Source organism: Pseudomonas fitomaticsae, assembly GCF_021018765.1.
GTDB classification, from domain to species: Bacteria; Pseudomonadota; Gammaproteobacteria; order Pseudomonadales; family Pseudomonadaceae; genus Aquipseudomonas; species Aquipseudomonas fitomaticsae.
In genome coordinates, this window is record NZ_CP075567.1 from 2,376,571 (window position 1) to 2,394,243 (window position 17,673).

Here is a 17,673-nt window from a genome sequence, read left to right on the forward strand (position 1 = left end):
TTCTCGAGGACTCAAGCGACGAGCGAGCGGCGGTTGCCGCTGCGGTGCTCGCGGTTACATGTCGCGCGCCACGCGAAAACCGATCCAGTCGCCACGCTCGGTCGGCACCAGCGCGTTGCGGTTGCCGGAGCGGGAGAACACCGGCGCTTCGCCCCAGTCGTTGCCGCGAATGCGCTTGAACTGGCACTTGCCGGTCTCCCACGCACTGCCGTCGCTCGGCGCGCCTTCGTAGTTTTCGTTGTAGCAATCGGCGGTCCATTCGTAGACGTTGTCGTGCATGTCGTACACACCGAAGGCGTTGGGCGGGAAGCTGCCGGCCGGCGCGGTGAAGTTGTAGCCATCGGCCGCACCGTAGGTATTGGCGTGCTTGGCGATGCTGTATTCCTTGCCCTCATCGAACGGAAACGGGAACGGCCCGGTGGTGCCGCCACGGGCGGCGTATTCGCGCAGGGACTCACTCACCAGCCGATATTGCTTGCCGGTTTTTTTCGACAGCCAGGCCACGTAGGCGTTGGCCTCGGCGAAGTCCATGCACACCGCCGGGTGCTTGTCGGTGTAATGCTTGCGCGGGTCGCTGCCGGCGTAATCCGGGATACCGGCCTTGCACGCGCGGCCCGGACGGGTATCGCCATCGGGCATGACGTAACCGGTGTCCTTGAGGTAGGCAAACCATTCGCCCTTGAGCACCTGGAAACGGCTGATCGCCAGCGGTTTGGCGAAGGTCACCGGGTGCATCGGGCCTTCGTCGGGCTCGCGGCCGACTTCGTCTTCTGGTGTGCCCATGGTGAACGTGCCGGTGGGCAGCACGACCATTTCCGGACAGTCCTTGCAGTCCTTGAACACCTTGCCCGGTGCCGGTGGGGTGGCGGCCTGGGCGGTGGTCGGCAGCAGGCAGGCGGCGAGCGTCAGCGCCGACAGGCTTTTCAAGGCAAAACGAGGCAGTTCACTGTTCATTTCGAGTCTCGTCAAAAGGAAAAAGGTTCGGCTCACAGGGCCTGATCCAGCACGGCCAGCAGGCGGTCGATCTGGGCTTCATCGTTGAGCAGGCCGGGCGCGGTGCGGATCACTGGCCCGACATCGCGCTCGACAGCGTCGGCCACGACTTTGTTGGCCATCAGGTGCGCGGCGATCTTGTCGCTGTTCTTGCCAGTGACCCGGAAGAAGGTGAAGCCGGCGGAAAACTCAGGGCTCAACGGCGTGACCAGCTCGATCTGCGGGCGTTGCAGCAGGCGTTTTTTCAGGTAGCTGTTCAGTTCATGAATGCGCGCCTGCACGTCGGCCTTGCCCAGTTGCAGGTGCAAGGTGAAGGCTTCGGTCATTGCCCAGCGGTGTTCGAAAGCGTGATAGCCGCCCGGGGTCATGGTGGTGGAGAAGTGCTCGGCCTCGGAAAAGGTCGGGATGATCGGCGTGACGTATTTCACTTCCGGCGTGCGGCTGACCACGATCCCGGTGCCGCGCGGACCGAACATCCATTTGTGGGTGCCGGCGATGAAGAAGTCGCAGTTCATGGCCGGGAAGCTCAGGTCTTCCACACCGAAACCGTGCACGCCGTCCACCACGTAGATGATCCGGTCGGCCTCGCTGCGACCGCGGTTGTGTTTGTCGACCAGCGCACCGATGTCGGCGAGCGGCAGTTTCACGCCGCTGCCCGAATGCACCCAGCACATGCCCAGCACGCGGGTTTCCGGGCGGATGCTGCGGTCGATATTGGCCAGCAGTTCATCCTTGCTGATCCGGTAAGGATCCTTGAACAGACGGATCTTGCGCACCTTGGTGCCGTCACGCTGGGTGCGCAGTTCGAGGATGGTGTGCGTTGCGTAATGCTCGTGGGCCGTGGTGAGGATTTCCTGATCGGCGCGTACCTGCACGCCGCCGTAAATCATCGCCAGGCCTTCGGTGGTGCTGCCGGTGAGCGCAATCTGCCGGGCATCGGCCTGCACGTATCGGCCGGCCAGCACGCGCACGGCTTCCTCGCGCTTTTCGGTCACGCCGTGGTCCCAGTCCATCGCCAGCCCGGGGTTCTTGTCGAGGGCGGCGCGGTGCATCTCGATCGCCTCGCGCACCGGGCGCGGGTGGGTGGTGATCAGGAAGTTGGAAAAGTGCAGCCACGCCGGATCCTGATCGAACAACTGCTGCAACTGCGCCCATTTGTTGCGTGGCAGCGGGGCGGCGGTCGAAGCGCTGGCGATGTTCGGCAGGCTGGCGCCCAGCGGCAAGGCAGCGGCGAGGATCCCGGCCTGCTTGAGAAAGTCACGACGGTTGCTCATGGCTTGGCGGCGTCCCGGGCAGTGGCCAGCGCCGGTTTGGCGGATTTTTCCACCTGGTCCCAGACCCGCAGGAAGTTGCCGCCCCAGAGCTTGGCGATATCGGCTTCGGTGTAACCGCGCGACAGCAGTTCAGCGGTCACGTTGCGAATTTCGCCGACATTCTCCCAGCCTTTGACGCCGCCACCTTCGTTGAAGTCCGAGCTGATGCCGACGTGGTCGATGCCGATCTTTCTGACCGTGTAATCGATGGCGTCGCCCAGGTCCTTAAGGCTGGCCTTGGGTTCGCCTTCGAGGATCGCGTAGAGCTGGCCGGCGTATTCGCCGAACTTCTGCTCCGACCACGCCGAGATGATCGGATCGCCCGGCATCAGGGCCACGGCCAGGTTTGGCAGCGGCGGCAGGTCATAGCGTTTGCGCAGCTCGTTGAGCTTGTCCTGGGTGCCCTGGGTCAGCGGTCGCAGGTATTGCGAGAAACCGACGATCTGCACCACGCCGCCGCTGTTCTTGATCAGCTGCATTTCCTTGTCGCTGAGGTTGCGCGGGATATCGACCATGGCGCGCGGCGCCGAGTGCGACGCCACCAGCGGGGTGCGGCTCAGCTGTGCGACTTGCTCCAGGGCCTTGGTCGACATCTGCGACACGTCGATGATCACGCCCAGGTCGTTCAGGCGTTTCACCGCTTGCTTGCCCAGGTCCGAAAGACCGTCGAGGGCGTCCGGCGAATCATTGAAGAACGGCAGCGGGCGCGACGAGTCGGCCCAGTCGTTGTTGCCGATGTAGCTGAAGCCGAACATGCGCATCCCGCGCGCCGTCCACAGGTCCAGCAGGTTCAGGTCGTGGCCCAGCGGGTAGGCGTTGAGCATGCTGATGAAGATCGCGAACTTGCCTTCGCCGTGCAGGCGCCGGAAGTCGTCGGCGGTGTAGGCGATGCCGACCTGGTTGGGGAAGTCGCGGACCATGCCGGAAATGATCTTGTAGCGGATTTCCTGCTGGTTGCGCGCCTCGTCGACGAAGCCGGCGGTGGGCTTGTGCGGGGCATTGGCGCCGTTCCAGATTTCCGGCCAGCCGAAGATCGTCAGTGCCGCGCCGGACAGGCGTCCGCGATTGGCCTTGACCAGGTCGAACTGGTCGCTGCCGTCCTTGTCGACTTCATGGCCGGTGGTGCCGAAGTTCTGGGTGATGGTGATGTGGCTGTCGAACGAGAGCATGTGTTCGTGCAGCTCTTCGGCCTGCTGCATGACTTTGCGAGGGTAGCCGGGATTGTCCTTGAACCAGATATCCCAGACCGCGAAACCGGCACCGGCGCTGATCGCCAGGGCCAGCGGCAGGCCGATGTAAAGAGCCTTTTTCGAACGTGGTTTTGTCATTGCCATCTCAGTCAGGTTCGCCGTCGAGGTGCAGGCACAGAGGCCTTTGCTATCTGGGAAGAACGAGCGGGCGCGGGAGAAAATTAGTCCGCCCCGATGGCGCTTAAATTTGTTCGCTCAGCAAACGTTCTAGCTTGGATAAAGCCTGCTTCAGGGCTGAACACAGGTAGGGCAATGAGGATTTCTCGACGATGGTTCATGGCAGGCCTGGCGCTGACCGGCGCTGCCGTACCTGCAGCTTATTTCGGGCATCGCGAATGGACGAAGCCCGACCCGACGATCACCCCCGGTGAGGCGTCTTTCGATGTCGCCGACGTGGCCGGGCAGCGCCTGGCGAATGCGTTGCGCGGGGTCTGGAAGATCCGCTTCGTCGGGCGTGACGCGGGCCTGGACGGCTTGCCGGCCCAAGGCCTGGAAGTGTTCATCGACATCGGTCAGAAAGGCCGGGGCGTGTGCGGTTTTCTCGACACGCCGGAGCGTCTGCGCTCTGCCGACACACCTCGTTACCGAATACTCGGCGATCTTGCCGGGGCCGAGGCTTCGAAGCTCAGCTGGCGATTGCTGGGCACTGGCGGCAGCGTCGACTACGAACTGAACATGATTCTCGACGAGGTCTGGGCCGATTTCGGCAACGCCGGCAGCGGCACCCTCAGCGGCAGTGTCCAGCGCCTCGATCGCGCGCTGGCCTTGCCGGCGCAGGATCACCGCTTCATCGCGGTCAAATGCCTGTTCCCCGAAGCCCGTCAGCGCACGCCGCTGAATGGGCCATTGCTGGCCTGGCTGGTGTCGCCCGAGCATCGGCTGTTCCACCAGGTGTGGCACGCGACGCGGGACAAATGGCACACGCTGTCCGAGGACAAACGCAACGCCTTGCGCGGCCTCGGCTGGCAGCCCGGCCCTCGGGATCAGGAACGTGACGCCCGGGGCAAGCGCAAGGACCGCAACGGTTCAGGCATCGATTTCTTTTTCATGCACCGGCACATGCTCGGGACGGCGCGCTCGCTGCAGGATCTGCCGTCGTGGGAATTCTTCCCGCTGCCGCAGCCGGAACTGGTGCGCGACCGTCAGGGTTTTGCCCGCTATTTCGACAACCACGACGGCACCGCGCTGCCGCCGACCTGGCTGGCCGATGGCGACGATGAATTCAGCCAGTGGGTCAGCGACATCAAGACCGCCGAGACCTATCAGAGCAACTTCGAGGTCTGGGAGTCGCAGTACCGCGATCCACAATATCTGTCGAAGATGACCCTCGGCCAGTTCGGCTCCGAAGTCGAACTGGGGCTGCACGACTGGCTGCACATGCGCTGGGCTTCGGTGCCGCGCGATCCGTCCAACGGTCAGCCGGTGCCGCTGGCCCGGGATCTGGACGATTTTGCCGCGCGCTGGTTCGCCCCGGAAAACGACTTCCTCGGCGATCCGTTTTCATCTCATGTGAACCCGGTGTTCTGGCATTTCCACGGCTGGATCGATGACCGCGTGGAAGACTGGTTCCGCGCCCATGAGCGTTTCCATCCGGGTCAGGTCACGCGACTTGAAGTCAATGGTGTGAAATGGTTTGCCCCTGGGCGCTGGGTCGAAGTCGCTGACCCGTGGCTCGGCCCGACCACTCACGGTTGCAGCACTACGCCGGGGTTGCAGGTTGGCAAGTCGGTGGAGATGGATCCGGAAACCATGAAGCTGGCGCTGCGAATCGTGTTCGGTTCGGATGAGAAGAAGCTGGAAGGATTGTTCCGGCGAGTGCCGAAGCGGCCGTGGTATGCGCGCAATCTGAAGGCCAAAAGCGACGCGGTCTGAGGACCGCGTTATCGTTCAATCGTAGGGTCGCCGCCTGCTCCGGGCGGAGACCCTACGATGATTGTCTGAAGGGCAGTGCAATTACAGCGCCTGCCAGCCCCCACCCAATGCCTTGTACAGCGCGATACTCGCCTGCAATCGCGACAGGCGCAGTTGCACATTCAGGTCCTGCGCCGCATACAGCGTGCGTTGGGTTTCCAGCACTGTCAGCAAGTCTTCGGCGCCGGCCTCATAACGGCTCTGGGCGATGTCGAACGCGGTCTGCGCCTGATTCAACTCTTCACTTTGCCACTGCCGCTGCGCGTCGAGCCCGCGAATGCCGTTCAGGGCTTTTTCGACGTCGGCGAAACTGTTGATGATGGCGGCGCGATAGGTTTCCAGCAGTTCTTCCTGACGGGCTCTGGCCTTGTCGCGCTCGGCGCTCAGCCGCCCGTTGTTGAAGACAGGCGCGATCAGTCCGGCGGTGAGGTTGTAGAACGGGCTGCGGATAATGTCGTCGAACTGGTTGGCGCCGGAGCCGAGCTGGGCAGACAGAGTCACGCTCGGCAGCATGGCGGCGCGGGCGACCTTGACGTCGGCTTCGGCCGCCGCCAGTTGCGCCTCGGCGCGGGCGATGTCCGGACGGTGGCTGAGCAGGTCGCTGGGCACGCCGGCGGCGATGGTCGGCCATTGCAGTCGGTCGAACGGCTCAGCGGCGGTTCGCAGTTCCTGCACCGGCCGGCCGAGCAGGGCCGCGAGGCTGATCAAAGCGTCCTGGGCCTGTTGTTGCACCAGCGGCAATTGCCGTTGTTGCGCGGCCACCAGGCTTTTCTGCTGGGCCAGTTCCAGGGCGGTGTCCGAGCCTGAGTCGTAGCGGGTCTGTACCAGCTTCAGCACGTTCTGGGCATTCGCCAGATTCAGTTCGGCGATGCGACTTTGCTCGCGCAGGGACAAGGCCTGCGCATAGGTATTGGCCACGCCGCTGAGCAAGGTCAGTTCCACGGTCGCCCGATCGAACTCGCTGGCTTGCAGGGCAAACCGGGCACTGTCGCGGGAGGCACGTTTTCCGCCCCAGAAATCGATCTCGTAAGTGGCGGTCAGGCTGGCGTCGAAATAGTCCACCGCCTTGTTGCTGTTGTCGGCGTCGAGCTGGCTGTAGCCGTTACCGCGCAGCAGTTTCTGCCGATTGGCATTGGCCCCGGCTTTCACTTCGGGCAACTGTGAGCCGCCGGCAATCACGGTGCCGGCCTGGGCCTGACGTACCCGCGCCATGGCGGCCGCGAGGTCGAAACTGCCGAGGCGGGCCTGTTCGATCAGGCGGTCGAGTTCGGGGCTGCCGAACTGCTTCCACCACTGCGGATCGATGCGGGCGACGCTGGCGCCGTGGGGCGATTGCCAGGTCGCCGGTGGCTGCAAGCCGCTGTCGGGACGCTGGACGGGATTGCCGCAGGCGCTGAGCATCAGGCACACGGTCAACAGGCTGAGGCGCGATTTCATAGATCGATCATTCACTGGTAAGGGCCGTCACCGGGTCGAGTCGGGCGGCTTTGCGGGCCGGCATGAAGCCGAAGACAACACCGGTCACAAGGGCGCAGCCAAAGGCACCGAGCACCGCCATCAAGGAAAACGCCACGGCGACCTCGCTGAGGATCAGCACGCCGCCGACGATCAGCGCCAGGGCGATGCCGGCGATCCCCCCGACCACCGACAACATCACCGCTTCGGTGAGGAACTGGCGCAGGATGTCGCGCTGGCGGGCGCCGGTAGCCATGCGAATACCGATCTCGCGGGTGCGTTCGCGCACGGTCATCAGCATGATGTTCATCACGCCGATCCCGCCCACCAGCAGCGAAATCGCGGCAATCGAACCGAGCATCAGCGACAGGGTGTTTTGCGTGCGGGCTTCGGCCTGGATCATCGCGGCGTTGTTGGTCAGCTCGAAATCCTTCTTGCCGTTGTGCAGGCGCAGCATCAGTTGCTCGATGGCGTGTTCGGTTTCCTTGACCTTGCGCGCATCGGCGGCGGCGATCGCCACGTATTCCGGATTGCGTGTGCCAAACAGACGGACGCTGGCGGCGGAGTAGGGCACGGCAATGCGGTTGTCGCTGTCGGAGTCGCCGGAGCTGGCGCCTTTTTCCGCCAGCACGCCCACCACCTGGAACGGTACGTTCTCGATCAGGATGTATTGGCCGATGGGGTTGGCGACGTCCTTGAGCAATTTGGTACGGACCTTGTGGCCGATCACCGCGACGGCTGCGGCATTGCGTTCATCGGCCTCGGTGAAATAACTGCCCTGCACCACGGGCCAGTTGAAGATCGCCGGGAAGTTGGTGTCGTTGCCGCCGACGTAACTCAGGTAGTCGGCATTGCCGAAACGCACGCCGGCCTCGGCGCCGTTGACCGGCATGATCCGCATGACCTGCGGCAGGCTCGCCAGTGCCGCCACGTCATCGAGGGTGACGATGCCTTGCGGTGTGCGCGGGTTGGGTGACGAGCCGCTGAGGTAAATGATGTTCGAGCCGAAGGCGCCCATTTGCGCCATGACCTGGCGCTTGCTGCCTTCGCCGACTGCGAGCATCACCACCACCGAGGCCACGCCAATGATGATCCCGAGCAGGGTCAGCGCCGTGCGGAAGCGGTTGATCCACATCACCCGCCAGGCGGCGTGCAGCGCGTCGATCAGTTCGCCTTTCCAGGCGCCGGTCGCTTCGGCGCCTTCGCTCAGGCGTTTGCGTAGATCCACGGCCTGCAAGGCGCCTGGGTTGGCGCTGGTCTGGGCCTCGGGGTTGTGGCGGGCGCTGTCGCTGACGATCAGGCCGTCGCTGATTTCGATGATGCGTTTGGCTCGCGCGGCCACTTCACGGTCGTGGGTGATCAGAATGACCACGTGGCCCTGGCTCGCCAGCTCGTCGAGCAGCGCCATGACTTCCTTGCCGCTGTGGCTGTCGAGGGCGCCGGTGGGCTCGTCGGCGAGAATGATGTGGCCGCCGTTCATCAAGGCCCGGGCAATCGATACCCGCTGTTGCTGGCCGCCGGAGAGTTGATGTGGACGGTTGCCGGTGCGCGAGGCCAGGCCGAGGCGGTCGAGCAGGGCGGCGGCACGAGCATGACGTTCGGCGGCGGGTGTGCCGGCGTAGATCGCCGGCATCTCGACGTTTTCCTGGGCCGAGCCGGACGCAATCAGGTGATAGCCCTGGAACACGAAGCCAAAGGCTTCGCGGCGCAGCCAGGCCAGCTCGTCGGTGTCCAGGCCGGCGACGTTTTCCCCGGCGAAGCGATATTCGCCGGTGGTCGGTCGGTCGAGGCAGCCGAGGATGTTCATCAGTGTCGATTTGCCGGAGCCGGAGGCCCCGACGATCGCCACGAATTCGCCGGCGTGGATCGACAGGTCGATGCCACGCAGGACATGAACCTCGGGCGCATCACCGCCGCCGTAGGATTTACGGATGTCCTGCAGGTCGATCAGAGGCGTTTGCATTCAACCTCCGCTGCCGGTGGCCGGGCCGATCACCAGGTGATCGCCCTCGTTGAGGCCTTCAAGAATCTGTACTTTCAAACGGTCGCTGATACCGGTGCGTACTTCGCGGGTTTCGATCTTGCCGTTGGCAGCGATCACCTGCGCGGTCTGCAGGTTGGCGGTGGAGCTGCCCTGCAGTGCGGCAACCGGTGCGGTGAGCACGTTCTGCGCCTGGTTGGCGACGAAGAAAACTTGTGTGGTCATCTCCGCCATCAATGCGTTGTCGGCGTTGTCGACGTCCAGCAACACGGTGTACAGCACCACGCGGGCGCTCCCGCTTTTGCTGGTGCTGGCGGGGCTGCCGCCGCCCTGGCTGGTCTGGTCCAGCGGCTTGGGCGGTACCGGCAGGATCTGCCGCACGGTGCTGCTCCAGCGCCGGTTGCCGCCGCTGAGGGTGGTGAAGTAGGCGGTCATGCCCGGTTTGACGTGGCCGATGTCGGCTTCTGAAACCTCGGCCCACACGGTCATCGGCGACAGTTTGGCGATCCGCAGAATCAGCGGCGTCTGCTGCTGGGCGTTGAGGGTCTGGCCTTCGCGGGCATCGAGCGCGACCACCGTGCCGGCCATCGGTGCGTAAATGCGGGTATAGCCGAGTTCGGCCTGATCGCTGCGCAGGCTGGCTTCGGCCTGACGGATCTGGGCCTGGAACATGTCGATGCGCGCCTGGGTGGCTTTCAATTCGGCGCGGGCGGTCTGCACGTCTTCTTCGCGGGTCGCGCCGCCGGCGGCGAGATTCTGTTGGCGCTGGTATTTCTGCTGCGCCAGTTCGTGCTGGGCTTTCTGCTCCTGCAATTGCGCCTTGAGGTTTTCAATGGAGAAGCGCCCGGCGTCGAGTTTGGCCTTTTGCGTGGACGGGTCGATTTCCACCAGCAACTGGCCTTCCTTGACCACATCACCGACCTCGACGTGGATTTTCTGGATCTGCCCCGACGCCTGGGCGCCGACATCCACATAGCGCCGCGGCTGCAGCGTGCCCAGCGCGGTGACGCTGCTCTCGATGTCGCCACGGCTGACGGAGACGGTGGCGAATTTATCACGACCGGGCGGCAGGACTTGCCACGCCGCAACGGCAATGACGGGGATCAGGCAAAGAGCGATGAGCAGGGCGCGTCGGGCGGGGCGGGGACGTTTCATGCGGGGTTCCGGCCAGTGTGAATCGGCCCGTCATCCGGCGGGCACCGCAAGCGGGCACGGCCGAATGCTGTCGCAGGGCACGACAGACACGGGAGGGCTGTTGGTTAAACGAGAGAAGGGGCGGCGAATTTAAGCGCTGAAAAACGCGGTAACAGGTATAGGCGAGAACAATTTGTCGGGCAAACCGAAACAGCGCTTTAAATCTATATGAGAATTACTATAAATTACGCACCTGAAATTGCCATTACCGTGCCACTGCCTGTTTCGACAGTCGCGGATCTGGCTCAAGGATCGAAACCGCACGCTGCGGCGGGGAATCATGTTGGAAAACTACTATCGCGAGTTGGTGTGTTTCCTGAACGCCAGGCTCGGCAACCGTCAAGTGGCCGAAGACGTGGTGCATGACGCTTATCTGCGGGTGCTGGAGCGATCCAGCGAAACGCCGATCGAGCAGCCTCGGGCATTTCTCTATCGCACCGCACTCAATCTGGTGATCGACGACCATCGGCGCAATGCCCTGCGTCAGGTCGAATCGCTGGAAGTGCTCGACAGCGAAGAGCGCTATTTCACTCCGTCCCCCCACAACACCTTCGATCACGGCCAGCGACTGGAGATGCTCCAGCGTGCCCTCGCTGAACTTTCGCCGCTGTGCCGCGAAAGTTTTCTGTTGCGCAAGATCGAAGGTCTGTCGCATCCCGAAATTGCCGAACACCTAGGGATTTCCAAGGCGCTGGTGGAAAAGCACATCGTCAACGCCATGAAGCATTGCCGCCTGCGCATCAAACAATGGGACGCCCATTGAGCCGTCGTCGTTAAATTTTTTTTCACTGTCCTCGTTCCTACTCAACAGACGATCTGCTGTCCTGCTCAAGGCCGGTCAGGTCACTCAGGCTTTTCGTCCAGAGGACACTGGAAATGACACAGGCAATTGCATCGCCCATCGTTCACGACCTGATCGGCGTCGGTTTCGGCCCTTCGAACCTTGCGCTGGCCATCGCTCTGCAAGAGCGCGGCCCGATCCAGGGGGAACTGGATGTTCTGTTTCTCGACAAACAACCCAACTACAGCTGGCACGGCAACACCCTGTCGACCCAGAGCGAGTTGCAGATTTCCTTCCTCAAGGATCTGGTGACCCTGCGCAATCCGACCAGCCCGTACTCGTTCGTCAACTACCTCAAGCACCACGGTCGCCTGGTGGACTTCATCAACCTCGGCACCTTCTATCCGTGCCGCATGGAGTACAACGACTACCTGCGCTGGGTCGCTGCACAGTTCACCGAACAGAGCCGCTACGGCGAAGAAGTGCTGACCATCGAACCGGTACTGCACAACCATCAGGTTGAAGCGCTGCGGGTGATTTCCCGTGATACCGAAGGCCAGCAATTCGTGCGCACTGCGCGTTCGGTGGTGGTCAGCGCTGGCGGTACGCCGCGCATTCCCGAGGCGTTCAAGGCGCTGAAGGGCGACGGCCGGGTGTTCCATCACTCGCAGTATCTGGCGGAGATGGCCAAGCAGCCGTGCATCAACAACCAGCCGATGAGCATCGCAATCATCGGTGGCGGCCAGAGCGCGGCGGAAGCCTTTATCGACCTGAACGATTCGTTCCCGTCGGTGCAGGTCGACATGATCCTGCGCGGCTCGGCCCTGAAGCCGGCGGATGACAGCCCGTTCGTCAACGAAGTGTTCTCGCCGGAATTCACCGACCTGATCTTCCAGCAGAAGAGCAGCGAGCGTGAGCGTCTGGTCAACGAGTACCACAACACCAACTACTCGGTGGTCGACATCGACCTGATCGAGCGCATCTACGGCATCTTCTACCGCCAGAAGGTTTCCGGTGTTGCCCGCCACGCGTTCCGCACCCTGACCACTGTCGAGAAAGCCACTGCCACCGAACACGGTATTGAACTGACCGTGCGCAACAACGCCACCGGCGAAGTCACCGTGCGTGCCTACGACGCGGTCGTGCTGGCCACCGGTTACGAGCGCCAGATGCACCGCAAACTGCTGGCGCCGCTGGAGGAGTACCTGGGCGACTTCGAGGTCGACCGCAATTACCGGTTGATCACCGACGAGCGCTGCAAGGCCGGTCTGTACATGCAGGGTTTCTGCCAGGCCAGCCATGGTCTGAGCGATACGCTGCTGTCGATCCTGCCGATCCGCGCGGACGAGATTGCCGGCTCGCTGTATGAGCATGGCAAGAACCGTGGGCACAACCGTTCGGTGATGGATCTGTTGTTGGCGACTGCCAGCTAAACCTGCGGCGTTTGCCAAATCGTCCTCGCGGGCAAGCCCGCTCCCACACTGGATCTCTGCTGACCACAAAATCTGTGTTCAATGAAGATCCCCTGTGGGAGCGGGCTTGGTCCGGGCGGCGATCCGACGAAGAGGCCTTCAAGTACACCGCAAAAACTCAATCCTGAACCCTTCCTGAACACCCGCCACATTCCCCGACACACTTCCTTTTGCGGGTTTACTCTCCAGACATCGGGGCGTAAGCTTCGCGCGTTTTCATCAATAGCGGAGACCCACAGTGGGTACTTGTTCGAGTGACAGTTGTCGGCCGGTCCTTGTAACCGGCGGATTCTCGGCAAGATAACGCGCATTCATTTGTGCCGTTGTCTCGCCGAACAGCGAGCAGCGGCATCCCGATCATGACCGGTCCCGGTCATGTCCCGACGTCCTTCTCATCGACACTGAAAAGCCTGTGAAGTCGACTTCATCGTCGTCATTGCAGCCCTATCGACACGCCTGTCTTTTCTGACCGGCGCGCCACGCCTTGCCGTGCCGGTTTTGCGGTGCCCGAGACGAGGACGTACCTGCTCGACGGTTTCCCGGCTGACCATAGGGGCAACAGCCATGAAACTTACGCTCAAGGAATTTTTCGCAGGTTTTCTGCGGACCCGTCACATCGCCCGGCACTTCCGTCGCCTGGCCTTGCTGGAAACTCTCAGCGACACCACGGTCAGCCGTGAAGTGCCGCCCACGCTGGCCAATACACTGGTGGACGCCGCCCATTGCGACAGCGGCGTGCTGCTGTCGAACCTCGGCACCCACACCGACGGCCTGACCGATTTCAAAGTCGATGTGCTGCGCGCGCAGCACGGCCTCAACGAAGTCGAACACGAGCAACCGCTGCCGTGGTGGACCCACCTGTGGCACTGCTACAAGAACCCCTTCAACCTGCTGTTGACCCTGTTGGCGGTGATCTCGTGGCTGACCGAAGACCTCAAGGCCGCCATCGTGATTTTCTCGATGGTGGTGCTGTCGACGCTGCTGCGCTTCTGGCAGGAAAGCAAATCCAATCAGGCCGCCGACGCGCTCAAGGCGATGGTCAGCAACACTGCCACCGTGCTGCGCCGGGATGCGCCGCGAGCTGAATTGCCGATCAAGCAACTGGTGCCCGGCGATCTGATCGTGCTCTCGGCCGGTGACATGATTCCTGCCGATTGCCGGGTGCTCAGCGCCAAGGACCTGTTCGTCAGCCAGGCGGCGATGACCGGTGAATCGATGCCGGTGGAGAAATTCCCCCGCCAGGCCGATCGCGACACGCGCAACCCGCTGGAGCTCGACAACATCCTGTTCATGGGCACCAACGTGGTGTCCGGCACAGCGGTGGCGGTGATTCTCACCACCGGCAACAGCACCTATTTCGGTGCGCTGGCGCAGCGGGTCGGGGCGACTGATCGTGCGGTGACTTCGTTCCAGCAAGGCGTGAACAAAGTCAGCTGGCTGCTGATCCGCTTCATGTTCGTCATGGCGCCGCTGGTGTTGTTCATCAATGGTTTCACCAAGGGCGACTGGACCGAAGCACTGTTGTTCGCGCTGTCGATCGCCGTGGGCCTGACCCCGGAAATGCTGCCGATGATCGTCACCTCGACGCTGGCCAAGGGCGCGGTGTTCCTGTCGCGCAAGAAAGTCATTGTCAAACGCCTGGATGCGATCCAGAACTTCGGCGCCATGGACGTGCTGTGCACCGACAAGACCGGCACCCTGACTCAGGACAAGATCTTCCTGGCACGCAATGTCGACGTCTGGGGCGAAGACTCCGATGACGTGCTGGAAATGGCTTACCTCAACAGCTACTACCAGACCGGCCTGAAAAACCTGCTCGATGTGGCGGTGCTGGAACACGTGGAAATCCACCGTGAGCTGAAGGTCGGCACGGCGTTTCGCAAGGTCGACGAGATTCCGTTCGACTTCAACCGTCGGCGCATGTCGGTGGTCGTCGAGGGACGCGGTCAGCCGCATCAATTGATCTGCAAGGGCGCGGTGGAAGAGGTTCTTTCGGTGTGCACCCGGGTTCGTCACGGTGAAGTCGACGAAGCCTTGAGCGATGAGTTGCTGGTGAAAATTCGTCAGGTAACGGCAGCATTCAACGCTGAAGGCTTGCGCGTGGTAGCGGTGGCGGCACGGTCGATGCCGGAGGGACGTGATACTTACAGCCTGGGCGACGAGCAGGAACTGACGCTGATCGGTTACGTGGCGTTTCTCGATCCACCGAAGGAAAGCACCGCACCAGCGCTGAAGGCCCTGGCCGAACACGGCGTGGCGGTGAAAGTGCTGACCGGCGACAACGAGCTGGTGACCGCCAAGATCTGCCGCGAAGTGGGCCTGGCCCAGCAAGGTCTGCTGATGGGCAACGACATCGAACGCATGAGCGACGCCGAACTCGCCGTGGCGGTGGAAACCACCAACGTGTTCGCCAGGCTGACGCCGTCGCACAAGGAACGCATCGTGCGCATCCTCAAGGGCAACGGTCACGTGGTCGGGTTCATGGGCGACGGCATCAACGACGCCCCGGCGCTGCGCACCGCCGACATCGGGATTTCCGTGGACAGCGCGGTGGATATCGCCAAGGAAGCCGCCGACATCATCCTGCTGGAAAAGAGCCTGATGGTGCTGGAGGAGGGCGTGCTGGAAGGGCGCCGGACCTTCGCCAACATGCTCAAGTACATCAAGATGACCGCCAGTTCGAACTTCGGCAACGTGTTCTCGGTGCTGGTGGCCAGTGCGTTCATTCCGTTCCTGCCGATGCTGCCGATGCACCTGCTGGTGCAGAACCTGCTGTATGACATTTCGCAGATCGCGATCCCGTTCGACAACGTCGACGACGAGATGCTGAAACAGCCGCAACGCTGGCAGCCCGGGGACGTCGGACGTTTCATGCTGTTCTTCGGCCCGATCAGTTCGATCTTCGACATCACAACGTTCGCCTTGATGTGGTACGTGTTCGATGCCAACACCCCGGATCACCAGACCCTGTTCCAGTCCGGCTGGTTCGTGGTGGGGCTGCTGACCCAGACGCTGATCGTGCACATGATCCGCACGCCGAAGATTCCGTTCCTGCAAAGCCGCGCGGCCATGCCGTTGCTGGTGATGACAGCAATCATCATGGCCGTGGGCATCTTCCTGCCGATGGGGCCGCTGGCGCACTACTTCAAATTGCAGGCGCTGCCGTCGATGTACTTCGTGTTTCTGCCGGTGATCCTGCTGGCGTACATGGCGCTGACCCAGGCCGTCAAAGGCTTCTACATCCGCCGCTTCGGCTGGCAGTAACAGGCAAGAATTCCCCCCTTGTGGGAGCAAGGGGGGCGGTTTCAAGGAGTTCGACATGCAAGCGATCAACAATCTCAACCTCACCTCATTGCTCGACACTTTGGTCAGCCTCAGCGCGGCCTTCATTCTCGGCGGCCTGATCGGCTTCGAACGCCAGTACCGGCAACGCACGGCGGGCTTGCGCACCAACGTGCTGGTGGCGGTCGGGGCGGCGATTTTCGTCGACATGGCCAACCGTCTTGCCGGTGCCGAAGGCGCGGTGCGGGTGGTCGCGTATGTGGTTTCCGGCATCGGTTTTCTCGGTGCCGGGGTGATCATGCGCGAAGAAGGCAACGTGCGCGGGCTCAACACCGCCGCCACACTCTGGACTTCAGCAGCGGTGGGCGCCTGTGCCGGCGCCGACCTGCTGGCCGAAGCGGTGCTGGGCACCTTGTTCGTGCTCGCCGCCAATACCTTGCTGCGGCCGATCGTCAACAACATCAACCGTCAGCCGCTCGATGTGGTCTCGGCGGAAGTCACCAACATCGTCTACGTCATCGCCCGGCGTTCGCAGCAGACCGCCGTGTTCGCCTTGCTTGAAGCCGAACTCGAACGCAGCAACTACCCGGCCAGTGACGTTGATGTGCACGCCTTCGGGGCCGACGAAATCGAGATCGAAGCTACGCTCGCCACCACGTCGGTGGACGGCGATGAGCTGGATGCACTGGTGAAGCGGATTTCCACTTCAAGCCTGGTGGTGCAGGCGTTCTGGAGCCCGAGCACTACGGAGTAAAGTGCTCGATCCGGATGAGTGACGGTATTTTTCGGAAAAGTCCTACAGAGCCAATCCCGATGCTTGGGTAGTCTTGCCGCCACTTGAAGCGACTACCCGGATTTCCACATTGACCGACAAAACCCTGCGCATCCTGATCGCCGACCTGCAGCATTTTCACCGGATGAAGATCGAGCGCCTGTTCAATGATCTCGATTACTACCGTATTGCGCCGGTACAAAGTCTTGCCGAACTGCTGACGCTGGTCGATTACGGCTATCAGCCGTTCGATGTCCTGGTGATCAATGCCGAGCTGGCGACCGGGATCACGGATCTGCGTGGTTTTCTGTTTGATCTTCCGCAAATCCGGCGGGCACTGGTGTACGGCGAACCAACAGATTCCTCATGTGTGTCTAGGCATTTTGGGCAAAAGATCGTTACCAGCCCTGCGCCGTTGCCTTCAATTCGCGCCATCGAACAGCTGATGATTTCGGTCGAGGCCTCGTCGGGTTGCTCATCGCGCGTTCGATCACAGATCGGTCAATCGCACAACTGTCAGATCTGACAGGTGATTGAACGTGCACGCCGTGCAACAGTTGTAGCGCAGCTACTAATCGTCCCGTTCATGCAGGATCGGTGGCGTCGTGTCATGTATTCGCCCCGGGAGTGGTCATGAGTTCAGCATTGGTCGTCGAAGATCATCCGGTGGTGGCGAGTGCCGTTCGCATGGTTCTGGAGTCGCTTGGATATAAGCCGATTCATGTTGCTTCAGACAGCCGCGAAGTGGTGTCGCTGGTCCGTTTGCATGGGCCGGATCTGATCGTGCTTGATCTGAAGCTGCCGGGCCAGGGTGGCCTGGAAACGCTGGAGCACATAAAGACAATCGGGCTGCTCTGCAAAGTCGTGGTTTTCACCTCTGCCGATCCTGATCACTATCTGGTGCGATGCCGACGTGCCGGTGCCATGGCCTTTGTCAGCAAATCCGCCGAATTGCAGCAGTTGCAGAATGCGATCAAGGCTGTCCGGGCGGGCTACAGCTATTTCCTGGACTTGCCGAATGTCACCGCAGGGCAATCCGAAGCGCACAGTAATGAACGAAAGCTGATCGCGTCACTGTCCGACCGCGAATTGCACATTCTGAGGGAGCTGGCTCGAGGCATATCGAATAAGCAGATTGCCGCGGATATGAACCGCAGTCACAAAACCATCAGCACCTACAAGACCCGTTTGATGCTCAAGCTCGGGATCAAGTCGTCGGTGGTCTTGCGAGAGTTTGCCCTGCGCAACCATTTGCTCTGAGAGGATCCG

13 protein-coding genes are annotated in these 17,673 nt (G+C 62.2%); 7 read left to right on the forward strand and 6 right to left on the reverse strand.

Annotated features, from left to right (window positions below; translation table 11 throughout):
* Window positions 1–54: 54 nt before the first annotated feature.
* Genes pvdO through pvdM form a run of 3 tightly spaced genes read right to left on the reverse strand, consistent with a single transcriptional unit; the run spans window position 55 to window position 3,634 of the window.
* Complete coding sequence (pvdO, locus tag KJY40_RS10670; RefSeq protein WP_230736652.1) at window positions 55–954, reverse strand: dihydropyoverdine dehydrogenase; 900 nt, start codon at window positions 952–954, stop codon at window positions 55–57.
* A gap of 32 nt (window positions 955–986) precedes the next feature.
* Entirely contained in the window at window positions 987–2,267 is a 1,281-nt protein-coding gene (pvdN, locus tag KJY40_RS10675; protein WP_230736655.1) for a pyoverdine-tailoring periplasmic protein PvdN, read from the reverse strand.
* On the reverse strand, window positions 2,264–3,634 hold the full coding sequence (gene pvdM, locus KJY40_RS10680) for a pyoverdine-tailoring dipeptidase-like protein PvdM (RefSeq protein ID WP_230736657.1): 1,371 nt from the start codon (window positions 3,632–3,634) through the stop codon (window positions 2,264–2,266). Before pvdM ends, pvdN begins: the two co-directional genes overlap by 4 nt.
* Before the next feature lie 174 nt (window positions 3,635–3,808).
* Here pvdM and pvdP point away from each other — a divergent pair, with 174 nt between their 5' ends.
* A complete protein-coding gene (gene pvdP / locus KJY40_RS10685; RefSeq protein ID WP_230736659.1) occupies window positions 3,809–5,428 on the forward strand; it encodes a pyoverdine maturation tyrosinase PvdP in 1,620 nt (539 codons plus the stop codon).
* An 81-nt stretch (window positions 5,429–5,509) separates the two neighbouring features.
* Here the strand turns inward: pvdP and KJY40_RS10690 are convergent, their stop codons facing one another.
* From KJY40_RS10690 to KJY40_RS10700, 3 genes are read right to left on the reverse strand one after another with little or no spacing between them, the layout of a single operon-like run.
* Window positions 5,510–6,904, reverse strand: coding sequence for an efflux transporter outer membrane subunit (locus KJY40_RS10690; RefSeq protein ID WP_230736661.1), 1,395 nt, complete (start codon window positions 6,902–6,904; stop codon window positions 5,510–5,512).
* 7 nt (window positions 6,905–6,911) lie between these two features.
* Window positions 6,912–8,885, reverse strand: a complete 1,974-nt coding sequence (locus KJY40_RS10695) for a MacB family efflux pump subunit (protein WP_230736663.1) — start codon at window positions 8,883–8,885, stop codon at window positions 6,912–6,914.
* Window positions 8,886–10,058 carry an efflux RND transporter periplasmic adaptor subunit gene (locus tag KJY40_RS10700; RefSeq protein WP_230736665.1) on the reverse strand — a complete coding sequence of 391 codons (1,173 nt, stop codon included), beginning with the start codon at window positions 10,056–10,058 and terminating at the stop codon, window positions 8,886–8,888. It lies immediately after the preceding gene.
* A 319-nt stretch (window positions 10,059–10,377) separates the two neighbouring features.
* Here KJY40_RS10700 and KJY40_RS10705 point away from each other — a divergent pair, with 319 nt between their 5' ends.
* The 6 genes from KJY40_RS10705 (at window position 10,378) to KJY40_RS10730 (ending at window position 17,664) form a co-directional block, all read left to right on the forward strand.
* A complete protein-coding gene (locus KJY40_RS10705) occupies window positions 10,378–10,860 on the forward strand; it encodes a sigma-70 family RNA polymerase sigma factor (protein WP_007956380.1) in 483 nt (160 codons plus the stop codon).
* A gap of 113 nt (window positions 10,861–10,973) precedes the next feature.
* Window positions 10,974–12,311, forward strand: coding sequence for a lysine N(6)-hydroxylase/L-ornithine N(5)-oxygenase family protein (locus tag KJY40_RS10710; protein WP_230736667.1), 1,338 nt, complete (start codon window positions 10,974–10,976; stop codon window positions 12,309–12,311).
* A gap of 603 nt (window positions 12,312–12,914) precedes the next feature.
* Window positions 12,915–15,614 carry a magnesium-translocating P-type ATPase gene (mgtA, locus tag KJY40_RS10715; RefSeq protein WP_230736669.1) on the forward strand — a complete coding sequence of 900 codons (2,700 nt, stop codon included), beginning with the start codon at window positions 12,915–12,917 and terminating at the stop codon, window positions 15,612–15,614.
* Between the two features lie 55 nt (window positions 15,615–15,669).
* Window positions 15,670–16,386 (forward strand): MgtC/SapB family protein, encoded by a 717-nt coding sequence (locus KJY40_RS10720; RefSeq protein WP_085607898.1) that lies wholly within the window; start codon window positions 15,670–15,672, stop codon window positions 16,384–16,386.
* 109 nt (window positions 16,387–16,495) lie between these two features.
* Window positions 16,496–16,930: a chemotaxis protein CheY gene (locus KJY40_RS10725; protein ID WP_230736671.1), complete on the forward strand. Its 435-nt coding sequence runs from the start codon at window positions 16,496–16,498 to the stop codon at window positions 16,928–16,930.
* 107 nt (window positions 16,931–17,037) lie between these two features.
* Entirely contained in the window at window positions 17,038–17,664 is a 627-nt protein-coding gene (locus tag KJY40_RS10730) for a response regulator transcription factor (protein WP_230736673.1), read from the forward strand.
* Window positions 17,665–17,673 lie beyond the last annotated feature (9 nt).

What these genes read in the sequence shown, in the direction of transcription:
- pvdO (WP_230736652.1), bottom strand. Translation starts at nt 954, where the DNA reads ATGAACAGTGAACTGCCTCGTTTTGCCTTGAAAAGCCTGTCGGCGCTG.
- pvdN (WP_230736655.1), bottom strand. Translation starts at nt 2,267, where the DNA reads ATGAGCAACCGTCGTGACTTTCTCAAGCAGGCCGGGATCCTCGCCGCT.
- pvdM (WP_230736657.1), bottom strand. Translation starts at nt 3,634, where the DNA reads ATGACAAAACCACGTTCGAAAAAGGCTCTTTACATCGGCCTGCCGCTG.
- pvdP (WP_230736659.1), top strand. Translation starts at nt 3,809, where the DNA reads ATGAGGATTTCTCGACGATGGTTCATGGCAGGCCTGGCGCTGACCGGC.
- KJY40_RS10690 (WP_230736661.1), bottom strand. Translation starts at nt 6,904, where the DNA reads ATGAAATCGCGCCTCAGCCTGTTGACCGTGTGCCTGATGCTCAGCGCC.
- KJY40_RS10695 (WP_230736663.1), bottom strand. Translation starts at nt 8,885, where the DNA reads ATGCAAACGCCTCTGATCGACCTGCAGGACATCCGTAAATCCTACGGC.
- KJY40_RS10700 (WP_230736665.1), bottom strand. Translation starts at nt 10,058, where the DNA reads ATGAAACGTCCCCGCCCCGCCCGACGCGCCCTGCTCATCGCTCTTTGC.
- KJY40_RS10705 (WP_007956380.1), top strand. Translation starts at nt 10,378, where the DNA reads ATGTTGGAAAACTACTATCGCGAGTTGGTGTGTTTCCTGAACGCCAGG.
- KJY40_RS10710 (WP_230736667.1), top strand. Translation starts at nt 10,974, where the DNA reads ATGACACAGGCAATTGCATCGCCCATCGTTCACGACCTGATCGGCGTC.
- mgtA (WP_230736669.1), top strand. Translation starts at nt 12,915, where the DNA reads ATGAAACTTACGCTCAAGGAATTTTTCGCAGGTTTTCTGCGGACCCGT.
- KJY40_RS10720 (WP_085607898.1), top strand. Translation starts at nt 15,670, where the DNA reads ATGCAAGCGATCAACAATCTCAACCTCACCTCATTGCTCGACACTTTG.
- KJY40_RS10730 (WP_230736673.1), top strand. Translation starts at nt 17,038, where the DNA reads ATGAGTTCAGCATTGGTCGTCGAAGATCATCCGGTGGTGGCGAGTGCC.